General features: G+C 41.9%; 23 protein-coding genes and 2 tRNA genes. 12 read left to right on the top strand and 13 right to left on the bottom strand.

Translation table 11 applies throughout. The features are described from left to right. The first annotated feature begins 205 nt into the window (after positions 1–205). From ACVBDY_RS15225 to ACVBDY_RS15205, 5 genes are all read left to right on the top strand, one after another. Positions 206–922 (top strand): LexA family transcriptional regulator, encoded by a 717-nt coding sequence (locus ACVBDY_RS15225; RefSeq protein WP_447176315.1) that lies wholly within the window; start codon positions 206–208, stop codon positions 920–922. Positions 923–1724: 802 nt separating this feature from the next. Further along, the gene (locus ACVBDY_RS15220) at positions 1725–2510 is read left to right on the top strand and encodes a diadenylate cyclase (protein WP_447176314.1); all 786 of its coding nucleotides are present in this window, start codon (positions 1725–1727) and stop codon (positions 2508–2510) included. Positions 2511–2612: 102 nt separating this feature from the next. Beyond that, positions 2613–3398 (top strand): tRNA pseudouridine(38-40) synthase TruA, encoded by a 786-nt coding sequence (gene truA, locus ACVBDY_RS15215; protein ID WP_447176313.1) that lies wholly within the window; start codon positions 2613–2615, stop codon positions 3396–3398. Positions 3399–3506: 108 nt separating this feature from the next. Then, positions 3507–5276, top strand: coding sequence for an ABC transporter ATP-binding protein (locus tag ACVBDY_RS15210; protein WP_447176312.1), 1770 nt, complete (start codon positions 3507–3509; stop codon positions 5274–5276). Positions 5277–5358: 82 nt separating this feature from the next. Further along, positions 5359–5853, top strand: a complete 495-nt coding sequence (locus ACVBDY_RS15205; protein WP_447176311.1) for a metallophosphoesterase family protein — start codon at positions 5359–5361, stop codon at positions 5851–5853. A 144-nt stretch (positions 5854–5997) separates the two neighbouring features. Here ACVBDY_RS15205 and ACVBDY_RS15200 read toward each other — a convergent pair whose 3' ends face one another. Further along, the gene (locus tag ACVBDY_RS15200) at positions 5998–6408 is read right to left on the bottom strand and encodes a DUF4293 domain-containing protein (RefSeq protein WP_447176322.1); all 411 of its coding nucleotides are present in this window, start codon (positions 6406–6408) and stop codon (positions 5998–6000) included. Between the two features lie 220 nt (positions 6409–6628). Between ACVBDY_RS15200 and rho the strand changes: the two genes are divergently transcribed. From rho to ACVBDY_RS15165, 7 genes are all read left to right on the top strand, one after another. After that, the gene (gene rho / locus ACVBDY_RS15195) at positions 6629–8299 is read left to right on the top strand and encodes a transcription termination factor Rho (RefSeq protein WP_447176310.1); all 1671 of its coding nucleotides are present in this window, start codon (positions 6629–6631) and stop codon (positions 8297–8299) included. Positions 8300–8413: 114 nt separating this feature from the next. After that, positions 8414–8977, top strand: coding sequence for a GNAT family N-acetyltransferase (locus tag ACVBDY_RS15190; RefSeq protein ID WP_447176309.1), 564 nt, complete (start codon positions 8414–8416; stop codon positions 8975–8977). Positions 8978–9111: 134 nt separating this feature from the next. Next, complete coding sequence (locus tag ACVBDY_RS15185; RefSeq protein ID WP_447176308.1) at positions 9112–9828, top strand: response regulator transcription factor; 717 nt, start codon at positions 9112–9114, stop codon at positions 9826–9828. Continuing rightward, entirely contained in the window at positions 9812–11176 is a 1365-nt protein-coding gene (locus ACVBDY_RS15180) for a sensor histidine kinase (protein ID WP_447176307.1), read from the top strand. Before ACVBDY_RS15185 ends, ACVBDY_RS15180 begins: the two co-directional genes overlap by 17 nt. Before the next feature lie 76 nt (positions 11177–11252). Next, entirely contained in the window at positions 11253–11732 is a 480-nt protein-coding gene (locus ACVBDY_RS15175; protein WP_447176306.1) for a hypothetical protein, read from the top strand. 7 nt (positions 11733–11739) lie between these two features. After that, the gene (locus ACVBDY_RS15170; RefSeq protein ID WP_447176305.1) at positions 11740–12246 is read left to right on the top strand and encodes a hypothetical protein; all 507 of its coding nucleotides are present in this window, start codon (positions 11740–11742) and stop codon (positions 12244–12246) included. Further along, positions 12227–12994: a YoaK family protein gene (locus ACVBDY_RS15165; protein WP_447176304.1), complete on the top strand. Its 768-nt coding sequence runs from the start codon at positions 12227–12229 to the stop codon at positions 12992–12994. Before ACVBDY_RS15170 ends, ACVBDY_RS15165 begins: the two co-directional genes overlap by 20 nt. Before the next feature lie 302 nt (positions 12995–13296). Here ACVBDY_RS15165 and rpsT read toward each other — a convergent pair whose 3' ends face one another. The 12 genes from rpsT to yaaA all read right to left on the bottom strand — a co-directional run bounded on the left by rpsT (position 13297) and on the right by yaaA (position 24991). Further along, positions 13297–13551, bottom strand: a complete 255-nt coding sequence (gene rpsT, locus ACVBDY_RS15160; protein WP_447176303.1) for a 30S ribosomal protein S20 — start codon at positions 13549–13551, stop codon at positions 13297–13299. Positions 13552–13668: 117 nt separating this feature from the next. After that, positions 13669–13740 (bottom strand) — tRNA-Glu (locus ACVBDY_RS15155). Positions 13741–13848: 108 nt separating this feature from the next. Continuing rightward, positions 13849–13920 (bottom strand) — tRNA-Glu (locus ACVBDY_RS15150). A gap of 341 nt (positions 13921–14261) precedes the next feature. Further along, entirely contained in the window at positions 14262–14810 is a 549-nt protein-coding gene (locus ACVBDY_RS15145; protein WP_447176302.1) for a chromate transporter, read from the bottom strand. Between the two features lie 3 nt (positions 14811–14813). Further along, entirely contained in the window at positions 14814–15392 is a 579-nt protein-coding gene (locus ACVBDY_RS15140; RefSeq protein ID WP_447176301.1) for a chromate transporter, read from the bottom strand. Positions 15393–15551: 159 nt separating this feature from the next. After that, positions 15552–18701 carry an efflux RND transporter permease subunit gene (locus ACVBDY_RS15135; RefSeq protein ID WP_447176300.1) on the bottom strand — a complete coding sequence of 1050 codons (3150 nt, stop codon included), beginning with the start codon at positions 18699–18701 and terminating at the stop codon, positions 15552–15554. Positions 18702–18787: 86 nt separating this feature from the next. Continuing rightward, positions 18788–19936, bottom strand: a complete 1149-nt coding sequence (locus ACVBDY_RS15130) for an efflux RND transporter periplasmic adaptor subunit (protein ID WP_447176299.1) — start codon at positions 19934–19936, stop codon at positions 18788–18790. A 4-nt stretch (positions 19937–19940) separates the two neighbouring features. Then, a complete protein-coding gene (locus ACVBDY_RS15125; protein ID WP_447176298.1) occupies positions 19941–21257 on the bottom strand; it encodes a TolC family protein in 1317 nt (438 codons plus the stop codon). 72 nt (positions 21258–21329) lie between these two features. Then, positions 21330–22694 carry a sensor histidine kinase gene (locus tag ACVBDY_RS15120; RefSeq protein ID WP_447176297.1) on the bottom strand — a complete coding sequence of 455 codons (1365 nt, stop codon included), beginning with the start codon at positions 22692–22694 and terminating at the stop codon, positions 21330–21332. Positions 22695–22715: 21 nt separating this feature from the next. Beyond that, a complete protein-coding gene (locus tag ACVBDY_RS15115; RefSeq protein WP_447176296.1) occupies positions 22716–23402 on the bottom strand; it encodes a response regulator transcription factor in 687 nt (228 codons plus the stop codon). Between the two features lie 60 nt (positions 23403–23462). Beyond that, positions 23463–24179, bottom strand: coding sequence for a uracil-DNA glycosylase family protein (locus ACVBDY_RS15110; protein ID WP_447176295.1), 717 nt, complete (start codon positions 24177–24179; stop codon positions 23463–23465). A gap of 50 nt (positions 24180–24229) precedes the next feature. Further along, positions 24230–24991, bottom strand: coding sequence for a peroxide stress protein YaaA (gene yaaA, locus ACVBDY_RS15105; RefSeq protein ID WP_447176294.1), 762 nt, complete (start codon positions 24989–24991; stop codon positions 24230–24232). Between the last annotated feature and the right edge of the window lie 268 nt (positions 24992–25259).

The following is a 25259-nucleotide window of genomic DNA, read 5'->3' as shown; positions in this document are numbered from 1 at the left end:
ATAATTTTTTACAGATGCAGTTATTTATATTACAAAAAGAGAATTTTTACTATTAAAAACACCCCAAACGCCTAAACAACTTATAAAGCCTTACCGTCACAAACAACTATATCAACCAACCTGTATTTAATTTTTTTGTAGAACCCACTCATTGAGAAGTGCATAGCTACTGTCTCTCAATATGAGTACAAAAAATCATAAACAAATGTTAAACACTTTCAAATATAGGTATCATTACGCGAATACGCAAGAAAAAAAATCTCCTAATGCGACTTTTATTTTAAACAAATTAAAAAAACACTTACAGATCAAGACAAATATTGATCTTGCGAATATTCTGGATGTAAAACCCAACACTATATCCACATGGAAGAAAAGAAACAGCATGGATTATGAGCTTATAGTTTCAGTTTGTGAAACTTATGGCATTGATCTCAATGAAGTTTTTTACGACGACAGCACGATCACAGAAGTGGAAAAAAATAATTACAATAAAAATATAAGTGTTGTAACCAGGGAGTACCAATATCAGTACGTACACCACTTAGGAGAAGATTCTTTCGTCGATAGCATTCCTAAGTACAACTTTCCGTTTATAAGCGGGGAAAATATGAGGGCATTCCAGGTGACAGGTAATATGATGTACCCCACACTCGAGGACAACTCCATCGTAATTGCCAGGCAGTTGAATTCTTCCGACCCCATCGTAGACAACAAAAATTACGTGATCGTAAGCAAGATACGGGGTATATTTATAAACAGGGCCCGGACACTTTATGACTCTTCTGACGAATTATTGCTGATCAACGACAACAAAATGATACCCCAGGAAATAAAAATCCATATGGATGAAGTAGCGGAGATCTGGGAGGTAAAAGCCAAACTGAGCTATTCTTTTATAGAAGAACCGGTTATCCAGTAATAGGAGTTATTGAGTTACTGGTTATTGGGTCATTAAACTTACAGGCCTTACCTAAACAACTTAGTAACTCAATAACCAAGTAACTAAACAAAAAATTGGATTATCAAATTTACAGGTCCTTACCTAAATAACCTAACAACCCTAAAAATCGAATCTCAACCCTTAATTCAAATTATAATTAAAAAATATTGATATACAATTAGCAATAATATAAATCTATCTGGCAAAGAAAAATGAAGTCGCCAAACGAGAAATAAGCGCACTTTGTGATTATAAGAACCTAATTGACATAAAAACAAAAATACGGACTCAAAAGAGCTCTAATACGTTTGACTACAGGAATAGTAATAATAAAATTTTAAACATGCAACAAGTGCAAAAACAGGGATACAAAAAAATAATTAACTCTTATAGAGAAATGAAATTCAATAAATATTAATTATACACTTTGAATTAACCCCTTCTATATACTAAAAATGCCGGCACTTCTCCCTCTCTCCTTACACAGAATACCAGTCACCCCAAAAAGACACGTCAAAAATCGTTTATATTCGTTTTCCGGCAACCCCCGTTCAAAATCTTCATATTTTATGATTCATCAAAGCTTTGCGGATCAGTCCCGAAAGTTGTGAATCTTTTAGTGAATCCGTTTAAACTTTTCGTTCCGATAATTATCTGCATGCCGTAAAATCTTTGCAACCCACCGCTTTTCGACCTGGCTCAATATCGCGGGACACTACTTTTTATCTTTCCTTTGTTCCTTCGCATATTTTTTTGCTAAATTTACACTAAAAGCAACACCTTGAAAATATTCGATTTTCTCGACTTTAAGATCATAGATATCATAGATATTGTACTCTTTGCCTTTTTGTTATATTACATCTACAAATTGGTAAAAGGCACTGTCGCTGTGAATATATTCATCGGTTTTGGTATTATCTACCTGATATGGCGAATTACCAAAGAGCTGCAGATGCATATGATGAGTAATATTTTCGGCAGTTTTATGAGTGTCGGTTTTTTTGCTCTTATTGTCCTCTTCCAGCAGGAAATACGAAAATTCCTTCTTACCATAGGCTCCACGAACCTCGCTAACCGCAAAAACATCAAAAAGTATTTTAAATTTTTCCGGGACGACAATTTCGAGGTCAAGACCAATGTAGAGGCACTTGTCGCAGCCTGCGAAAAACTGGGGAGTACAAAAACCGGCGGACTTCTCGTTATTGAGCGCAACACTCCCCTGGATTTTGTCAAAAATACGGGGGACAGTATGTATATAAAAATAACCGGCCCCATTATAGAAAGTATTTTTTACAAAAACAGTCCTCTTCACGATGGCGCAGCGATCATAGAAGGTAATTACATTGTTGCCACCCGGGTAGTACTCCCGGTTTCCAACGAAAGGAACATCCCACTCCGTTTCGGGCTACGCCACAGGGCTGCTATAGGGATCACCGACAAGACGGATGCGGTTGTTCTTGTTATCAGCGAAGAGACCGGGCAAATATCATATATCAAAGATGGTCAGTTTATCCTTTATAGTAATACGGAAGAACTTATCGGTATCATCAAAGAAGATCTTAGTTAAACAACATCCTGTCACTTACTACATTAACACAGTCCGGAAACAAGCGTTTAATCCGGTAACAGAATAACTTCTTATCTTTGTATCTTCAAAAAACAACTTCCTTTGCGATACTTTATAGAATTATCATATCACGGAAAGGCCTATCACGGCTGGCAGAAACAACCCAACGCCGGTACGGTACAGGAAACAATAGAAAAGGCACTTTCTTTATTATTGCAGGAACCGATAAGCATTACCGGGGCAGGGAGAACAGATACTGGCGTGCATGCCAGGCAGATGTTTGCTCATTTCGATACACAGTCCGGAATCTCTGCCGATACACTGGTACACAAACTCAATTCTCTTTTACCGGGAGACATTGTCGTTTATCGTATTTTTCCGGTAGAAGATAATGCCCACGCGCGTTTTGATGCCACTTCACGATCTTATGAATACCGGATAAATTCTTTTAAGGATCCGTTCTGTGCAGGACTGTCTTTCTATTGCAGGTATCCCCTGGATATGGAAAAAATGAACGATGCCGCAAAAATTTTAATCGGCCGTAAAGATTTTCAGTGTTTTTCCAAGTCAAAAACCGATGTCAAGACCTATTTCTGTATTATTGAAAATGCCGAATGGAAACGAACAGGAGATAGACTTGTATTTACAATAACGGCAGACCGGTTTCTCCGTAACATGGTAAGGGCCATTGTAGGCACCCTGCTCGAAGTAGGACAGGGAAAATTACAGCAGGAAAACGTTAAAAAAATCTTAGAAAGCAAAAATAGAAGTCAAGCCGGTGTGTCAGTTCCGGCACATGGTTTATATTTAACAAAAATTCAATACCCTTACATAACGGACAGGGAAAACCAAAAATTATACAATACATCAAACTCTCAAACTCTCTGACCCTTAAATCGGACGGACAAATGAAGCATGCGGTAGTATATTCGGGGATTTGAGAAAACAGGCAACGGAAAAACATCACTTTCTTTCCTGCCTTAACGAAAAAAAACAATGAGCAACAATAAAGGATCAGCTTTCGATTTAAGTCTTTTCAAAAGACTTATGGAACATGCCCGTAAATACAAGATTACTTTTTACGGTGTGGCTTTTGCCGCTATCCTGGTATCTTTATTTGCGGTTGCCAGGCCTTACCTGCTTAAGATAACGGTAGACGACTACATAACACACAAGGACTATGACGGCCTCCTGCAATTTACCATTCTTATGCTGGTCGTCCTCATATGCGGGGTTATAAGTCAGCTGGCCTTTATCTATTATGCTAACTGGCTGGGGCAATCTATCATCAAAGACATTAGGATACAGCTTTTCCGGCACATGCTTCAATTTAAAATGAAGTATTACGATAACTCCTCTATAGGTATACTCGTAACGCGGGCCGTAAGTGACATGCAACGTATCGGGGAAATTTTCAGCCAGGGTCTTTTTATGATCGTCAGCGACCTGCTCCAAATGCTCGTTGTGGCCACTGTAATGCTGCTCACCAGCTGGAAGCTTTCTCTAATCGTATTTTCCGTTTTACCAATTATACTCTATGCCACCCGCCTGTTCCAGAAAGCCATGAAAGTCGCATTCACAGATGTAAGGGCCCAGGTAGCAAACCTCAACTCTTTCGTTCAGGAACGCATTTCGGGAATGAAGATCGTACAGTTGTACACCCGTGAAGATACGGAATACGGAAAGTTTACGGAGATCAATCAGAAACACAAAAAGGCTTGGCTTAAAACAGTGTGGTACAACTCCATCTTCTTTCCGATCGCAGAACTTGCTTCATCAGTTACCATAGGACTTGTTGTGTGGTATGGGGGTCTGCGCACTATTGCCGGTGACGATCTGGAGCTAGGGAGTATTTTTATGTTTATCGAAATGTCGCAAATGCTCTTCCGCCCGTTACGGCAAATAGCAGACAAATTCAACATCCTGCAAATGGGAATGGTTGCCGCCAACCGTGTATATGGCATACTGGACACTGATAGCTCTATCGAAGACAAAGGCAGTGTTACGGCCGAAAACCTCAAAGGAAATATCCGTTTCCGGGATGTACATTTTGGTTACCTGCAGGATGAAGAAGTCCTTCACGGCATATCGTTCGATGTAACTTCCGGGCAAACCATTGCCATAGTAGGCGCTACCGGGGCAGGGAAATCTACCATCATAAACTTATTGAACCGGTTCTATGAAATAAATTCCGGTGAAATCCGTATTGATGATGTCAATATAAAGGACTACACCTTAGGTTCTCTCAGGGGACGTATAGCAGTGGTGCTGCAAGACGTATTTCTCTTTGCCGATACTATTCTTCACAATATCACCCTGAAAAACCCGGAAATAACGGAGGAACACGTACATAATGCCGCAAAAGAAATAGGGATTCACGACTTTATCATGAGCCTTCCCGGCGGGTACCACTACAATGTAAAGGAAAGGGGAGCCATGTTATCGAGCGGACAACGTCAGCTTATCGCTTTTTTACGTGCCTATGTGAGCAATCCGGATATCCTCGTACTGGATGAAGCTACTTCGTCCGTAGATTCCTATTCAGAAAAACTTATACAGAACGCTACGGAGAAGATCACCGAAAAAAGGACATCCATTGTAATAGCACATCGTTTGGCCACAATTAAAAAAGCCGATAAAATACTTGTCATGGATGCCGGCAAGGTCGTAGAGTCCGGCACCCACCCGGAACTCATCAAAAAGGAAGGCGGCTATTACAAAAACCTTTACGAAGTACAGTTCATGGCTGAAGAAGAAACAATATGAGGTACGAAGCTGGAAGTACGAAGTCAGAAGTATGGGTATGAAGCAGAAAGTTATAAGTTTTTAAACTCTTAATGTGCACCAGATGACCAGGATATTACTTTTATCGGACACTCACAGCCATATAGACAATACTATCCTAAAATACGCCAGAGAAGCAGACGAGGTATGGCATGCCGGGGATATCGGTAATCTCACGGTTACCGATACGTTGCAAAAAATAGCTCCGCTCCGTGCTGTCCATGGCAATATTGACGATGCCGAAGCCAGAAAAGAATTTCCCGAAAACAATCGCTTTATGTGCGAAGATGTGGATGTATGGATTACCCATATCGGAGGGTACCCCGGAAGGTATGACCAGAGAATCCGTGAAGGTATCCGTAAAAACCCACCCAAACTTTTTATATGCGGACATTCGCATATCCTCAAAGTCATTTATGACAAAAAACTGCAGCTTCTGCACATGAACCCGGGAGCCGCAGGCAAGTACGGCTTTCACCAGGTACGTACCATGCTCCGCTTTCAAATAGACAAAGACCAGATCAAAGAACTGGAAATTGTAGAGTTGGGGAAGAAATGACAGATCAAGTACAAAAGTTTCGGCGTTTTTTAACTGGTAGTTCATAGAGGTGACCCGATCTTAACCCGTAAAAGCGTGTACAAAAAAACCCGCCTGTAAATACAGACGGGTTTTTAACGCACTAATACTACTAAGATTTCAGGTTTATCGCAACCGGTCTACTGATTTTACGAGATCTTCATCCTTTTTAATAGCCTTATTGGCCAACACTAAAAAAACGATAGAAACCACAGGAATAAATATCCCAATACCCTTCTCTGAAATATTACTTTCTCCGGATAGATTTAGCGACCGATACGCAAATACTCCTAGTAAAATTAAGTTTAATATCATGTTCAATCTGTTAAGCACAAATTGATTTTTTCTGTTCCTGAACGTCAAAACGGATATAAGAGCCAACAACGCTATCGCCATAAAAGACACCAACACCCATAATACTCCTGTAGCATATACGGTATTATCCGCTCCGTCTTTCCACAAATATACTACAAAAGGCAGAACTGCACTCACCAAAAACACAATTAATAAATATATACTCTGTATTCTCTGTAACATCTTTCTGCCTAAAATATGGGCAAAAATAAGAGTTCTTTTTAAAAAATACATTCGGTTTATAAAAATAAATTTGTAATATTGCGGTATCCATTCGTAACCCACTCAAAACAAGGTTCGTTTGACTTCGATTTTTTTTTCACTTTGATGCTCATTCCCAAAACATACAAATCGGACTTAACAGAGCACTTCAAAAGAATTAATTAACTTATTTAACATTTCAATGTTTGACATTTCAGATTTAAAAGGAAAGAAATTAACTGAATTACAGGAAATTGCTAAAAACTTAAGTGTTCCTAAATTCAGAACACTTAAAAAGATGGACCTGATCTATCAGATTTTGGATGTACAGGCTGCAAACCCAAAGACTGTTACAGAACAAAAAACTTCTTCCCCTTCTTCTAATAACGGAGAAACCGCCTCTAAAGAGAGAAAAACACGCAGAGCAAGAATAAAAAAGACTTCTCAGGAAGCTCCCAAGGCTAAAGCGATACACGAAAAAACCGATATTAAAGAAAAAACTTCCCCCGAACCTGCGCCTGCGCCCACACCCGCACCTACACCCCAAAAAGGCAAGATAGTTCAGGCCGAGACAAAAAATCAACGGGACGAAAAACAGGAAGAGCCGGACAACATTCAGATAAAAGACAAGAAAAAGGAATACAATCCTAAGGTGCAACAGCACCAGAAAAAGGGAAATAGCAATAGTCATTCTCCTTACAACAAAGAGAATTTTGACAAGGAGAAAAAGAACCGGTATAAAGATCCGGATTTCGAATTTGACGGTATCGTGGAAAGCGAAGGTGTCCTGGACATCATGCAGGACGGATACGGGTTTCTTCGCTCATCCGATTACAACTACCTTTCTTCTCCCGATGACATTTATGTTTCACAATCTCAAATACGATTGTTCGGATTAAAGACCGGTGACACCGTGCTCGGTACCATTCGTCCCCCGAAAGAAGGAGAGAAATATTTTCCGCTTATACGGGTAACCAAGATCAATGGTCTGGCGCCTCAAGTGGTCAGGGACCGCGTGTCCTTTGAGCACCTGACCCCGCTTTTCCCGGATGAGAAATTCAAACTCGCGGAAAAGCAAAGCACGGTTTCCACCCGGATCGTGGACCTCTTTTCTCCTATAGGAAAAGGACAACGGGGTATGATCGTTTCCCAGCCCAAAACGGGTAAGACCATGCTGCTTAAAGACATTGCCAATGCCATAGCTGCCAATCATCCGGAAGTATACCTATTGGTATTGCTTATCGACGAACGCCCGGAAGAAGTTACCGATATGCAGCGAAGTGTACACGGTGAAGTTGTAGCCTCTACTTTTGACGAACCCGCGGACAGGCACGTAAAAGTAGCGAATATTGTGCTCGAAAAAGCCAAAAGACTGGTAGAATGCGGCCATGATGTCGTAATCCTTCTCGATTCCATCACCCGTCTGGCCAGGGCATATAACACGGTACAACCTGCCAGCGGAAAAGTACTGAGTGGTGGGGTGGATGCCAATGCCCTGCACAAACCCAAACGTTTTTTCGGAGCTGCACGAAACATCGAAGGCGGAGGCTCTCTTTCCATAATCGCCACTGCGCTTACGGAAACAGGTTCTAAAATGGACGAGGTTATATTCGAAGAATTTAAAGGTACCGGTAACATGGAACTCCAGCTCGACAGGCGTATTGCCAACAGAAGGATATTCCCGGCTATTGACCTTATTTCTTCCAGCACAAGGAGAGATGACCTGCTACTGGACGAAAATACAATACAGCGTATGTGGATCATGCGAAAATACCTGGCAGACATGAACCCGGTAGAAGCCATGGAATTCATGGACAGCCGTATAAAACGAACTGCAAACAACGAAGAGTTCCTGCTTACGATGAATCAATAACAGGAATTCCGTTATACCGGAAATACATAAAATCCCAAAGGTTAAAATTTACTTATATTATCCTTTGGGATTTTATTTTTCAAATATCTTTATATCCGTTTTAAACCACTTCACATGATACAATATGGCCTTGCCAAATCCGAAGCGGACCTGGAAGGGATCCTTGAACTGCAAAAGAAGAACTTTATAGAAGCCCTTTCTCCCGAAGAAGCTTCAAATCAGGGTTTTGTTACGGTACGTCATGACCGGAACCTATTGGAGCGCATGAATGCGGAAGCTCCCAGTATAATCGCCAGGGACGAAGACAAGATAATCGGTTACTGCCTGGCTATGACAAAAAAATTCAAAGAGGATATACCCGTACTCATCCCTATGTTCAATGCTATTGACAGGCTATCGTACAACAAAGAATATCTCAAAGACATAGATTACATCGTTTCCGGTCAGGTATGTGTTGACAAAGCGTACCGAGGGCAGGGAATATTTGACAATCTCTACCGGCAATACCGTGACGTCTACAAAGATGCTTTCCCGTATATCCTTACAGAGATACTTACTGTTAACCAAAGATCAATAAAGGCACATCAAAGAATAGGTTTTCATTCTCTCCACAGTTATTCCACCCCCGACAACACGGTATGGGACATTGTTATCTGGGACTGGACGGCTACAAAATAACGTTTCGGAATTAAGGACTGCCGTTACAAATTTTAATTTAACCGGGAATCCCTTATTTTTATAGCCGGAAAACGTTTTCGTCTATGCTCCCGGACAGGTTATCAAATCCTGCACCTCATATAAAAAAGAAGACAATGCCTCGTGGAAAAAAAATATTACTTGTAGAAGACGACAGTAAAGTCTGCTCCTTTATCAATCGCGGGTTGACCGAAGAAGGATGTGAAATGACCGTATCCATGACGGGTAAACAGGGACTCGAATGGGCACAATCTGCCACATTCGACCTGTTGATCCTGGATATCATGCTTCCGGATCTCAACGGTCTTGATATCTGTAAAGCCGTAAGAGAGAACAACCAACACATTCCCATACTGTTTTTAACCGCCCTGGGAAGCGCCGAAAACATAGCTCTCGGACTCGACAGCGGTGCGGACGACTACCTCGTAAAGCCCTTTAAATTCATTGAGTTGATAGCCCGGATAAAAAGCCTGCTCAGACGCTCGGAAAATTACGAAAACAGGTTTGCAAAAGAAGAGGCCATATACAGGTTTGCCGATATTATGGTAAACGACACCGCCAAAAATGCAACCCGGAACAATGAAGATATCAGCCTCACCTCTACCGAATACCGGCTATTACTTATGTTTCTGAAAAACCCTTTTCGCGTGCTTTCGCGCACCGATATCCTGGAACATGTCTGGGGCGTGAATTTCGACATTGGCACCAATGTGGTAGACGTATATGTAAATTACCTGAGAAAAAAACTGGAAAAGGACAGCAGATCACGGGTTATCCATACTGTCATAGGCATGGGATACGTACTAAAGGAAAGCGATGAACACACGAAATAAAATCATATTGTCTCTTACGGTCCTGACACTGGGGTATATCTTAATTTTCAGTGGCTTCATCTATTTTTCCATAGAGAACTACTCGTATATCGATTTTTATAAAAGACTGGAAATACGTGCTATTACGGCTGCAAAAATTGAGCTGGAGCACCAACAGGATAGCGATGTGCTACGCGAGATACGCCAGGAATTCCTGGAAAAACTCCCCAATGAAAAAATAAACATTGCAGATATTTCGGGGGTAGAACCCCGGGCCAAAGCTAAAAAACTCGGTGTTCCCCTGCATTTTATAAAAGAGGTATTGCGCAATGGCAAAGGCTTTTACAATCGCAATAACACTTATTTTTCCGGCATACGATACCAAACTCGTGGCAAGAATTATCTGGTGGTAGTATCTGCACAAAACTACTACAGCACACACCACAACGCCTATCTGAAAAACCTGTTGATCATTGCACTGCTTATTTCCATTATCATCATTGCATCTTTCGCCTATCTGTTTTCCAAATTAATATTCCGTCCCGTACAGAGCATTATTGAAAAAATGCGGGAAATAAGCACGGAAAATATGCACCTGCGGCTGGAAGTCCCCAGAAACAATGAAGAACTCAAAAGTCTCACTCTCACCTTTAACGATATGCTCAACCGGCTGGAAACTTCCTTTGAGACCCAAAAAAACTTTATCAGCAATGCTTCACACGAATTAAATACCCCGCTTACCTCCATTATAGGAGAGGCTGATGTTACCCTGGCAAAAGAGCGGAGTGCGGAAGAATACCGTCATGCCCTTGGCAACATTCTGGAGGATGCCGAAAAATTAAGTAAAAAAACCGGGGCGCTATTACTCCTCGCTCAAACCGGTTTTAACGGCAAAGTGCAAAAGTTCGAGCTTGTACGTATTGATCAGCTCATTATGGATGCCGAACAAACCATCCAAAAGATATATCCCAACTGCCAGATCCATATCGATTTTGATCTGCTACCCGAAACTTCGGAAAAACTCAACATAAAAGGAAACAAACAATTACTGCACCTGGCTGTTTCCAATGTACTGATGAACGCGTGCAAATACTCGGACAATAAAGATGTTAAAGTGGCCCTGGGAGTTTCCAATGATTATGTTATCATTATTATCAAAGACCACGGCATAGGTATTCCCGAACCGGAAATGCAATACATCTACGATCCTTTTTTCAGAGCCTCAAATACCGGAAATTACCACGGTTATGGTATAGGCCTTCCACTTACCCGAAATGTTGTTAAAATGCACAAAGGCGTTCTTTCTGTCTTTTCCACCGAAAACCAGGGAACTACTGTGGAGATTAAACTTCCGGTACACAAATTCTAATCTGATTTTAATTTAGTTCTAAGACCGTTCTAAAACGGTAAACATAGCTTTGCTCAGTAACAAAAAAAGTATTGCTATGAAAAACATTCTGGTACCTACCGACTTCACCGTAGATTCCCTCATCCTTTTAAAAAAGGCTATTGAGAATGAGGAAGAAAAACTGAACTTCATACTTGTTTACGGAAAAACCCTTCCGAACTCAATATCCGAACTGGTATTTTTCTCCAAAGGCAAGCTTCTCGCCTCCCTGGAGAGCAAAAGCTTTATAGAAGCTAAGGGAATAATAAAAAACCGGTATTCCTCCAGAATAAACACTTTACGTACGGACATTTTCTACGGAAGGAACCAAAATGCTTTTGAGAACTTCCTGCAAGGGAATAACATCAACAAGGCATATGTTCCGGAAGACCCGAAATCCCTCCACCCTTCCCTGAAAAAAGGGTTTGATATCATGCCTTTTTTAAAAAGGTCTGGCATGGAATTAACAGAAGTCTCTTACAGTAACCAAACACCTGTAACGGTAGAAGAAACTCTGGCCAAATTATTAATCCCATAAAATTGCTATGAAAAAGAAAAAATATAATCCGAAAGTAAGGCTTGTATACTTCCTCGGCTTTGGAGGGTGTCTCATCCTGTTTACCCTTATGTCCGCACTATCACCGGCGCCGGATACCGTTATCTTAGGGAAATGGCAGGAAGTATCCTGGGAATATGAAAAACTTCCCGATGCAAAAGAAGCCTCATTAAGTAAAGCTATCAGCAATACTGTTAAAAATGAAATTACCCGGGATCTCGTTATTCACCAGGCAGAAACCTGGGAATTTCTCCCGGACGGCAAACTCCTTCTTCATAACGGAGAGAAGTTAACACCATTGCACTGGAGACTGAAGTCCAGGGGAAATATCCTTAAACTGGATCATGACAAAACCCCGTCTGAACACTATAATCTCCAGGTACTAAGCGAGGACGAAATGATATTGTATTTCAACACCGATTTGCAAGCCAAGGGAATTGCAAAGATGAAATTCAAAAAAATCGATCAAAAAGACTATGCTCAGAAAATTCAATAACAGCAGGACCATTAAAGAAAATATTCAGTTAGGCTCATTGACTGCCTTCTCGGCCGGTATGGTAAACGTAACATCGGTTATCATATTTTTTGCGTTTACTTCAAACGTAACCGGGCATTACGCCATCCTGGCCGAAGAAATATCCAAAGGCAACTGGTATCAGGCTGCAGTGGTGTTTGCGTGGATATTCATGTTCTTCGCGGGTAATTTCTGTTCTAATCTCATCATTGTTAACTTTAATCAGAAGCACACTTATGCCGCGCACTCCGCGCCATTGCTCATAGAAATACTGTGTTTGCTGGCCGTGGGTACATACGGACAGTTCTTCTACAAAGAAACCCTGAATGAAACCGAAGTTATGGTGGCATTAATGCTTTTCGCAATGGGGATACAGAACGGGCTTACCGCAAGTATATCAAACTTTTCCGTTAAAACAACACACCTTACCGGTCTTACCACTGACCTGGGATTACTGACCTCTATGTTCACCAAAAAGGAATATAGACAAAACAGAAGCCTTCGGGCGAGGGCAAACGTTCTATTCGCTATTGCAGCCTCATATCTTTCCGGGGGGATTTTTGCCGGTATTGTATACCAGCAAATAGGCTTTATGGTTTTTTATATTGCTTCCCTGGTTATCGGTATTATTATCTGTTATGAGTATTACAGGATAAAAATCAAGAAGATGGTTTGGGATAAGAAGAAGAAAAGTCAGAGATACAAAACACCTGCTATGTCCAGGCCGTAGATTCCGCTAAATCTACAAACACGGAAGGCCGTCTAAAAAGTTTTAGGCGGTCTTTTTTAGCTTGTGAGTTGATTAGCGATAAAACAACTCAGAATTACCATACTAAACCCAATAAAGGCCTTGAGAGCTCGGTTCGGAGGTATAGGGATACCGAATTCCTTTTGTTCAGACTCACCAAATTATACACCTGTTTTTTTAAATGTCCACCTTTTGGGGTTGATCCCATTTATACCCCCCAAATAAACAAAAAAGACCGCCTTTTCAGACAGTCTCTTTCTTCATATATTTCGAGCCAGTTTAGCTTATGCCAAAGTAGCTATGTGCTTTGCCAGTTTAGATTTCAAATTAGCCGCTTTATTAGCATGAATAATATTCTTTTTGGCCAATTTATCAATCATAGACGCTACAGAAGAAAACAGTGTTTCAGCTTCTTTTTTATCTTCGGTACCACGCAATTTCTTGATAGCATTACGCGTAGTCTTATGCTGATACCTGTTTCTCAGGCGAACTGCTTCATTCCTTCTTATTCTCTTTAATGCCGACTTATGATTTGCCATTTTGTCTTTCCTTAGCTGTTAAATCTAAAAATAATTAAAATCTTCTGTTACGGGATGAACTTTACATTACCTCCCCCGTTTAACGATTGCGAACTGAAACGCACATCTTCAATTTCGTAGTCCGTAGGGGAATCGAACCCCTGTTACCAGGATGAAAACCTGGCGTCCTAACCCCTAGACGAACGGACCGAGTTAAAATATGAATTCTCACAACAGTAAAACATTTGCAAAGATAATAAAATGTTATTATCTGCACCTATGCTTTCCATTGTAATTATTCATCCTTCAAAGAACTTGTAGTCCGTAGGGGAATCGAACCCCTGTTACCAGGATGAAAACCTGGCGTCCTAACCCCTAGACGAACGGACCATTTTTTTATTTCAAATTGCGGATGCAAAAATACAACTATTTTTATACGATGCAATACCTGACACATTTTTTTTGTTTTTATTTTAAAAAAAATCCTCCACTCCCCTTTTCAGTCTTCAGATATAGATTTGCACCACGGTAAATTTACCATAAAAAACCAACAAAAATTTACAGAATCCATTGTTGCCATACTAAAGATATACGACAAACATATTTCCTTTACTTTGATCTTCCGAAAACAAACGGAACAATATTCAGACGACTGTTTAAAAGTCCCCTCTGTTTATCCGGAAGGACCTTAAATAACGCCTGGTAAAAGATACTCATATCTCAAACCTTCATCACAAGATAATTATCCCCGTTATGCAGGATAATACAATAAGAAAAACAGGGTTCATTTTTTTAAACCTATATTGAATAACGGCTATTAAAAGCCCTATAACTATAGCTTTCCATTGAATGGAAGTAAAATTTTCCCCGAAGAACGTTTTTTCCGAAATCTGTAGGCCGGCAAACAAAATAAGGGCAATGGTCACTGGTTTGAGGGTTTTAAAAACGGCGGCTTTAACAGGATGTTGCTTCACTTTCATCAGAAACCTGGAAAGCAGGAGCATAATAATTACAGAAGGGGTTGCAAGAGCAGTTGTGGCTACAATGCCTCCCGCTACCCCCGCTACACTGTTACCTACATAGGTAGCGGAGTTCATTGCTATGGCCCCGGGAGTCATCTGGGCAAGAGACAATACATCCATAAACTCATCGCTGGTCATCCAGCCATGTTTTTCAAACTCCACAATAAATAAAGGTACCATTGTCAAACCTCCCCCGAAGCTGAACAGCCCGATTTTAAAAAACACCCATATTAACAACAGCATATCCTTGATCACCACTAGTTAAATTTTATGTTTTAAACGAAACCATTTCCATACCAGGAAACCTGAAAATCCTCCGGCGATGATAATCAGGATAGGATGAACACCGCAAAACAAACCCAGTAAAGCCAGTAAAAAGGTTACGAAAGACACGCTCCCTTTCATCCCGGACCTCATCAGTGTATAAACAGACCTGCATATCATTACCACCAAGCAGGCTCTTATACCCGTAAAAGCTTTTTGGACAATCTCGCTTTTAAAATACCCGCCGGCCACATGATACAAAACAGTAATGATGAGAAGAGAAGGAACAATAATCCCCAAAGAAGCCGTTAACCCTCCCATGGTTTTCCCTTTGACATTCCCTATATGCGTTGCCGCATTAATAGCTATCGTCCCCGGTGTCATTTGAGAAAAGGATATGATCTCCAACAGTTCATCATCCGTAATCCATTTCTTTTTACGGATCAGCTCCTGTTCCAGCAAAGGAATCATGGCATAACCTCCCCCGAACATAAGGAAACCTATTTTCAGAAAGGAAGTAAACAACTGAACATGAATATTTCCCCTGATCCTGTCCAACAAAACCAAAACTGTCATTATCCGAGCATTTTTAATAAACCTTTGTTCCGGGAGATCGCAGCGTAAAGACGGTAAGTACGAATTTCCCAAAACCGGATCATCCAAATAAAACTGTCTGCGTTACACTCACTGTGCTCCATTTAAATTATCATACCGCAAAGCATTGTTAAAAACATACTATCTTTTGATATTTGCCCCACCTGAATTATCCATCTGATCCCCCACTTCATTTTTATCCTCCCTTTGTTCTTTATAAGCGAAATAAAATACCTGTGGTAATACAGTAATGGAAAGAATCATACACACGATGAGCCCTCCCACAATCATTATGGCAAGCGGTTTCTGTATCTCAGACCCCATACCGGTGGAAAGAGCTGCCGGCAAAAGTCCCATAGATCCCATCATAGCAATCATCAATACCGGCCGGATGCGGCCATATACGGCATCGGATATTGCTTTTTTCAAAGGCTTTCTCATTTTCATCTGCTGCCGGATATTCCCTATCAGCACAATACCGTCAATCGTTGCCACCCCAAAAAGAATTATAAAGCCTATCCCTGCGGAAATTCCAAAAGTGGTACCGGTTATCCAAAGGGACAGATACCCCCCGATAAAGGCAAACGGAATAACGATACATGAGATAAGTGTATCTTTAAGATTACCTTCAAAATTCATCCACAACAAAAAGATTATGAGCACAAGGCAAACAGGAACTATGGTGTACAGTCTTTTGGTCGCTCTTTCTTTGGATTCGAACTCCCCGGCCCACTCAGTTTTCATATGTTCCGGAAATTTCACTTTTTCACCTACTACCTCCCGGGCCTCGGCAATCGTACTTCCGAGATCCCTGTTTTCAATGCTGAATCCCACGCCTATATACCTGCTGCTCCCTTCCCGGTAAATAAAAGCGGGACCGGTATGAGAATCTATGGTGGCGATCTCTTTTAAAGGAACACGCTTACCATCTTTGGTAGGGATAAGAATTTCCCCGATTTTCTCATCGGTGTTCCTGTAATCTTTGGCAAAACGCAGACGAACATCAAACATTCTTTCATTTTCGTAAAACGTCGTGGCCGCCTGCCCGCCAATAGCCATTTCCACCACCGCCTGTGCATCGGACATATCTACGGCATACCTGGCCATCTTATGATCGTGCAGTTGTATACGCAGTTCGGGTAAACCGATGTTCCGGTATACATTGAGATCCTCTATGCCCCTTATTCCTTTCAGGGCTCCGGCGACCTGGTCGGCATAGTCTTCCAGTTCAAAAAGGTTATCCCCGAATATTTTCACAACCAGGGAACTCTTTACCCCGGCCACATACTCTTCCACATTGTCCTGTATAGGCTGGCTAAAACCAAATACAATTCCCGGATAGGACTGTAACGTCTGCCTCAGTTCTTCCACAAGTTCAGCCTTATCTACATTTCGTTTCCATTCATTTTCGGGATATAACTGTATGTGGAACTCAATATTGAAAAAGCCGGTAGGATCGGTACCATCGTTTGGCCTCCCCGTTTGTGTCAGTACGAACTTCACCTCTTCATATTCCCGTATCCTGCCCTTCATTTCCCCGGTAAGTATTACGGCTTCTTCCAGGTTTACGCTGTTGGGTAAGGTAGCGCGGACATACACGGCCCCTTCATTCAGCTTCGGCAAAAATTCGGAACCGTGGTTCAAAAAACCGAATACGGTTACTGACAGCAGCACACAAAAAGCACCTATGGTAATTTTCTTGTGTCTTGTGGCCCATAAATACCAATTATACAGTCCGTCCCTGAAAAACCTTGTAATGAAATTATCTTTCTCCACTATATTTTTGGTCAGGAGCAACTTACACATCGCAGGCACATAAGTCAGGCTTAGGACCAACGACCCAAGCAGGGCAAAACCAAGTGTATAAGCCAGGGGCGAGAACATTTTTCCTTCCACTTTCTGGAAAGAAAAAATAGGCAGTAACGCTACGATAAGGATAAACAAGGCAAAGAATATATAGGATGCCACCTCTTTGGCACTCTTTTTAATGATGCCCGATTTGGAAATCCTGTTAAACCGTTCCATTCCCAGTTCCCTGGCCTTGTGTTCCAGGCCTACAAAGACACGTTCTGCAATAACCAGTGCTCCTTCCAGCAATAATCCAAAATCCAGTGCCCCCATAGAAATAAGGTTGGCCGGCATCCCCATGATCCTAAGCATGGTAACGGCAAAGAGAAAAGCCAGGGGAATTACCGACGCGACAATAAGGGTCATACGCCAGTTGTACAGGAATATAAATACGATCAGGGACACCAGTATAATCCCTTCTATAAGATTTTTGGTTACTGTATTCACGGTTACGTCAACCAGCTCCGTCCTGTCTATAAAAGGTTCTATTTTTACATCTTTGGGCAGTATCCTCTCGTTGAGATCTTTTATCTTGTCTTTCAGACTGGTAATTACCTCACCCGGGTTTTCTCCGCGGAGCATGATCACGATACCCTCCACAAGGTCATCCTCATCCTGTAGCCCCACCTGCCCCAAACGTGGTTTTGCAGCTATTTTTACTTCTGCTACATGTTTTACCGTTACAGGTGTAGATCCTTTTACTTCTATCAGGATATTCTCTATATCTTCCACACTTTCCAGCAGTCCCACACCCCGTACCACATACGCCTGGCTTCCCTGCTCGATAATATCACCTCCAACATTGACGTTACTTTTGGATACCGCCTCAAACACATCCAAAGGCGACAGGCCGTAGTTTATCAGTTCTGTAGGATGTATCTGTATTTCGTATATTTTCTCTTCTCCTCCGAAACTGACAATGTCCGCCACGCCGGGAACAGCAACCAGTTCGCGTTCAATGACCCAATCCTGAATGGCCGTAATTTCCTTTATAGGCCTGTCACTTTTTATCACATAGCGGAATATTTCTCCGGTAGCCCCGGATGGCGGTTCTATCTCCGCTTCGGCCCCGTCCGGAAGCTCCACGCCCTGAAGCCGGTTGGAAGCGTATTGTTGTGCAAAGAAATCATCTGCTTTATCATCAAATAAAACGGTAACCACAGACAGGCCGAAAAGCGATATGGAGCGCACTTCCGTCTTTCCCGGGATCGTATTCATTTCCTTCATGACGGGAAGGGTGACAAACTTCTCTACTTCTTCGGCACTTCGGCCGGGCCATTGGGTAATTATACGGGCTCTCGTATTGGTTACATCCGGGAAGGCTTCTATAGGGGTATGCATATAACTTACAATCCCTGTAACCAGTAATAGTACGGTAAAGAAAAATACGACAACAGAATTCTTCAGGGAAAATGCTACGATGCTTTGGACGAATTTGGTCATTTCTGATATGTGTTGTTAATTGGAAAAATAGAGGTGTCCGCAGTTAAACAAGTTTGCCTTGACGTTATGAACAAGAAATGATATTTTTAATTATTTCCGGAATCCTTGATCTTTTCGTAAATAAGCAACTGGTTCCTGGTCACTACTTCCTCGTTTGCTTCCACTCCCCCGGAGATATAAGTAATATCCCCGTTTTTGCTGATAACCTCAACCTGGCGGACTTGCAGATCACAATCGCCTTTATACACCACGATGAAGTTCCGGTTGTTATTAAAGATCAGGGAACAGGTAGGAATAGTAACTGCTTCCACTCCCTGTTGTGTTTGAGCTACAATATCGGCAGACATTCCGGGTTTTAATTCCTGGCTTTCATTCGGAATGACAACCCAGGCTTTCAGCACTCTTTCTTCGCTGTCAAACACCTGTGATATGGACGTGATCGTCCCTTTAAAAACCTTATCCGGGTATGAGAGTGTACGGATATCCACTTTCTGTCCTACGTGCAGTTTAGCCACATTCCCGGCGTAAATATTCAGTATCACCCATACTTCACTCAGATCGGCTACGGTAAACAGTGTATTGCCTTCTGCGGATATCTGCATTCCCGATGTAATGTTCTTCTCTGTAATAATACCAGACATAGGGGCTTTTACCTGAAAACCGTCTTTTCCCTTACTACTCCCATACAACCCCAATGTAGCCGTCACATTTTCAAGAGCGGCCTGTTTTGTTTTCAGTTCGCTTTGTGCGGTAAGAAAATCTTTCTGGGAGGCTATACCATCTTCATACATGGATCTAACAGAATACAATTCCCTTTCCGCAACAGCTATTTCCCCTTCCAGGCTTTTCCTTTCGGACTGCAGGTTGTTCAGTTCCGAGCTTTGTATTTCCGCCAGTACCTGCCCTTTGGAAACTACGTCTCCCAGGGAAAAATAAGTCCGTGAAACCACCCCGCCTACGAGACTGGTAAAAGGCACTACCTTGTCCGGGTTGCTTTGCACAATACCGGTAAGGGCTATCCACTCCTGTACAGGTTGCAAACGGGCCGGTTCCATTACAATATCCTCGCGGAACGATTCATCCGGGCAATACCTTTCCGCTTTGGAAGTTTCCGGTTTTTTTTCATTACAGGAGAGAAAAAACGACAGGGCGATGAGTACCATGGCTGTGGTAAATACAGTAGATATTTTTCTCTTACCGGAAGTATTATTTTCGTTGTGACTTAGTTGTTTCATATGGTTACGGCACTTTAATTTGGTCTATGTCTTTTCCTATTTCGAATTGAAGGTCTTCGAGTTCTTCATTGGCATTTTTTGCCGATTCCAGGATGATGTCCCGGTTTTGCAGATAGGTTTCCAGGAAATCCAGGTATTCGAGCATACTGATATTTCTTTCCCTGAAATTACGGGTGTAGCTGTCCAGGAGGGATTCCAGTTCATCCCCGTAAGACGCATCTATACTTTCGAGAAAGGATACGGAAGTCATCAGGTCGTTATAAGCCAGCATTACCCCCGATCTTACTTGGAGTTCTTTTTGTTCAAGCAGTAACCGGGCCTGCTCCTGTCCGATTTTCGCGGCCTTGATATTTCCCTGATTACGATCGAATACGGGCAGATCGAGAGAAAAACCGAACCCTACGAAATCCAGCATAAAATTACCGCCACGGTCATATCCCGCCTTAAACGTAACATCGGGTACCCTCATCGCTCTTTCATAAGCGTAAGACTTATCGGAATACGTTTTCTCCAGTTGCGCGAGTTTTAATTCCGGCTGATGGTCCAGTGCTTTAGTGATAAGATATTCCGGCAGCACTTCTTTTATCTTTTCTAGGGAAGGGACAAACCCTTCTTTCTCCAGGACAAGCGTGGTTTGTACCGGAAGCCGCATCAGTACTTTTAACTCTTTTTGAACTTTATTGGTTTCGCGTTCCAGGCGGTTGATTTCGCCGGAGATCTCCAGGCCCAATGCTTTAAGCCTTACATATTCTCCTTTACCGATATTCCCCTGTTCCACCTGGCGCTGATAGGCAGTCACCAATTGTTTTACCGAAGATGCTTCCTTCTCGTATATCTCCTTATACATTTGCAGGTATTGCAGTTCCGTGAGGTTATTCCTGAATTCCCGTTTGAGGTTCCGTAACAGATCTTCCAGGTATTGCTCCGCCATGTCCACGGACACCTGCTCCAATGCCATCATTTTTTTCCTTTTACCGGCGGTACGAACCAACTGTTCCAGTTCTACACTTATCTGCTGATTTTTCCAGTCATTACCGGAAAGCGGTGGCAGTCCATCCCCGAAATAATTGAGATTGTTAGTTCCTTTACCAGTAGTCCAAAGGTTTACCTCATCTATGGAAAGTGTAAGATTAGGCCATAATTTCGCCTGAATAAGCCTGGCTTCGGCCTCGTCAATCTTTAATCTTCCGGCAAGCAATTGCAGATTGTTTTCCAGAAATACGGCTTCGCATTGGCCCCGGTTCAGCATCAATACATCCTGGGCCCCGGCTTTAGGAAAGCCCAGGCAGAGTACAATAAATGCCTGTATAAAACACCTCATGTGGATTTGTTCTTTTTTTGAGGTGTAAAGAACCTGATAACGGGCTTAAAAAAAGCTTAAAGCGGATAAAAATCAGCTTAAAGGAAGGGTGACGGTAAAGATATTTGTGTCCCTGTTTTCGGAAATATAAGATATGCTTCCCTGGTGGAGTTCCATTATTTTGTGTATAAAGACCAGGCCCAGTCCGAAGCCCGGTTTTCCCCTGCTATTATCTCCCCGGAAAAAATGCTGAAAGAGGTATTGCCTTTCCTTATCGTTAATGGTTTTTCCTTTATTGATAACATCCAGCTTTAACATACCGGGGAGTACTGTTATACGTATCCCGGTAAGGTTATCTACACCATAGTGAATGCTATTGAGTATAAGATTGGTAAATGCGGCACGGAGCAATCTCTCGTTTCCCCGGATCATAAGACGCCTCTCGTCTTCCGGAATTTCCGTATACTTTACCTGAAATCCGTGTTCCGGAAAGAGAACCTTAAGTTCGTCTGTCAGATCAAAAACCAGTTCGTCAATACGAATTTCCATCCCGCTGATTCTATCGGCAGATTCGGCCTTTGCTATTCCCAACAGTACATTAATTATCTCTCCCAGATTTTTGGTGTCTTCTTTCTGGCGACGGATAAGTTTCTGCATAACCTCCGGGTTTGTTTCCTTTTCCAGCTTTTCGAAATTCGACACCAATACGGCAATCGGTGTTTTCAGTTCATGCGAAATGTGGTGTATTGCATACTTCTGAAATGCAAAAGCCTCACGGATACGGCGTATAAGCTGATTAAACCTGTTGGTAAGCAATACGATCTCTTTTTCCTTTCCCTTTACCACTATAGGGTCGTCTTCTTTCTCCAGATCATAAAGGGTGATCTTCCGGGTAATTTCCATAAGAGGTCCGGAAATTTTACGGGACAGGTAATAGGACAGGAGTACAAGCACCAGGGAAATAACAAAAAAGATCAGTATCAGCGTATTCCTCAGAAACCCGAGTTTTGAATATCCCACGGCATCGTATGCCTTACTGATACCATAATAGGATTTCATACCGGACTCAAAATAAATACCCACCACATCATAAGTCCCGTCCTTTTTTTCAATCCACCTCGTATTGGGTGAAAGACCGTTCACTATAGTTTCCGCATCGGGGATGGTGGTATCGTCCAGGCTGGCGTATATTCTCTTTTTATTATTGTTGTAGATGAACAACTTTTCGTCGTACATGGAATCTATGGTCTTCCGGTCATAGGACAAGAGAATTTCGTTATCTACCTTTTGTACCTCGGCAAGGTATTGCAGCGTCGCCGTAATTTTTTGTTTCTGGCTCTGCTGGAATTCTTCTTCCCGGTATTCGTAGAACAGTGTATAGATTAGAAAAAGTGATAGCCCCAAAAGCGGGATTACCGAAGCTGTAAAATATACCAGTATTTTTTTTCGAATGGTCAAAATCGGTCGATCTTTTACCGGTTAATCCTCAAAATAGTAGCCGTACCCCACTTTGGTTTTAATAGAATCCTTACCAAAAGGTTTGTCTACCTTGTTCCGGAGAAAATTGATATACACTTCTATGGTATTGGTATTACCGTCAAAAGAACTTCCCCATATCTCTTTTATCAGTTCCTTTTTGGAGATCACTTCTCCTTCTGCCCCGATCAATTTCACCAATATCTGGTATTCCCGGGGAGTAAGGGCAATTTCCTTTCCCTGCCGCGTCACTTTTTTATGTGCCGGATGAATAACCAGGTCCGAAGCGAAAAGAATCTCTTTTTGGCTTTTATCCTCCCGGCTGTTCTCTCTTCTTTTTATCAATGCGTTTACCCTGAGAAGTAATTCACGCATGTAAAAGGGTTTCGTAAGATAATCATCTGCCCCGCAATCGTACCCTTGGACCTTATCTTCGAGTTCCCCGAAGGCCGTGAGCATTAATACGGGTGTAAAGCTATTATATTCGCGAAAACTTCGGCATACTTCATAGCCGTTTTTGCCGGGGAGATTGATATCCAGTACAATGCAGTCAAAAGCATTCTTTCTCAATATCCTTTCCGCCAGTAAACCGTCAAAAACACTATCTACTTCAAGTCCTTCTGAGACTAAAGCTTCTTTGATATTATTATTAAGAGCGGGATCGTCTTCTATGAGGAGGATCTTTTTCAATGACTTGTTTCCGGTATTTTATAAAATTTATGCGAAAATACGAAATATACCGGCTCCAGATTATTCCAGAAAGAATTTCGCGTACTGCAGTATCCTGAAATCGATAGTAGTAAATTTCGGATCTCGTTGCTTTTGCTCCTTATATAAAGGTATACTCCCAACGGCCCTGTTCGCCGATCCGGAAGGCGCGATGAGGGATACGGTCTTTATTTCCCTGTTTTTACCGTCGGCTTCCGCAAGTGCAAACCTGTGTATCCTTGGGACTTCATCTGAAACCACTTCCAGTTTCATACCGTATTCTTTAAGATGCCTTCTGAAGAAGTATTCGGGACCGTTTTTACTATTTCCCCCGGTAAACAACAAGGTATGTACCTCAGGATGTTTTCGCAGATACCCGACGAGGTTCCGATATTCTACGTTTTGCATACCCAGGTCGGAAGCATCTATTTTTTCGCGCTCACAACATTCTACAATATCACAGATACCTATTTTTTGTTCTTTCAGAAATGCTTTGCGTTGTGCAATGGCTTCGACAGTGGTTTCGAATTTCAGGCCCAGGTCAAATATTCTGTCGAGTATAATCCATAGCTGGCCGTCTATGCTGCCGTAGCAAAAATTCACATCACCTTCTTTTAAAACCCCGGTTGAAAACCTCGGCGGGGGTAATGTGCCCACAATAAGACGGGTAGCCCCTTCCGGAATGAATGGCGGAAAAGGATGCCGGTGTTTAAACAGGGATGATTTGCTATTTTTCGGGTTTACGGTATCGGAATTCATTATCGGTTATGCGGCTTCCGGTCAGATTTTTATCCTTAATTTCATTTTATCTATCGTACAAAAACCAGTTCATTCTTCTTTACGGAATGTTCTTCACTAAAAGAATATCCTTCATAATCAAATCCTTTCAGATCTTCAACGGTTTTAGCTCCCGTATCCAGAATATATCGCACCATGAGCCCTCTGGCTTTTTTGGCAAAAAAACTGATTATCTTCAACTGGTCATTTTTCCAGTCTTTAAATTGTGGTGTCACTACCGGGACTTTCAGGGCTTTCACATCTACCGCCTTAAAATATTCGTTGCTGGCAAGATTTACAAAAAGTTCATCCTTTTCGAGTTCTTTATTCAGCGTTTTCGTTACCGTATCTTTCCAGAATTCATAGAGGTTGTTCTTGACCCCTACCTTAAGAGATGTTCCCATTTCCAGGCGATAAGGCTGTATGAGATCCAGCGGTTTTAACACCCCGTAGAGTCCGGATAAAATACGTAAGGAATCCTGTAGCTCATCCAGTTTATCCTCCGGAATGGTATAAGAATCCAGTCCTTCATATACATCTCCGTTAAAGGCATACATGGCCGGACGGGCGTTATCGGGAGAAAACGGCAGGCTCCAGTCCTGGTTTCGTTGCCAGTTCAGTTCTGCCAGGTTAGCCGATATATCCATCAGTTTGGAAAGACTTTTCGGTGATTTCTTTTTCAGTATTTTATTCAGTCGTTCTGCTTGCTTTAAAAACAAGGGTTCGGAATACTTTTTGGTAGGCAAACCGGATTCGTAGTCTAGCGACTTTGCCGGGGATATAACGATTTTCATCTGTTCATATTTATTTGTTTTTCAAAGGTCTCCCTGATGGTCCCGATAACTATCGGGATGGGAAGAAATACCCTGATTATCATGTCGTCCCAAAAGTTTCCGGGAGGTCTCCGAATTTTTGGCTATGGGCATTTCATAATCTTTTTCTCTTATTTCTCTTCAAATTTAAAGGAAAAACAAATGGGACCTTTGACATTTCCAACGTTCTTTCTGATAGTAGTATTGTTGTTCTTTATATTTCGGGTTGCAGGTTACAGGTTGCAGGTTA

Source organism: Sinomicrobium halophytocola, assembly GCF_052983395.1.
Note: the sequence above shows the minus strand (reverse complement) of the source record. Positions and strands in the feature narration are given on the sequence as shown.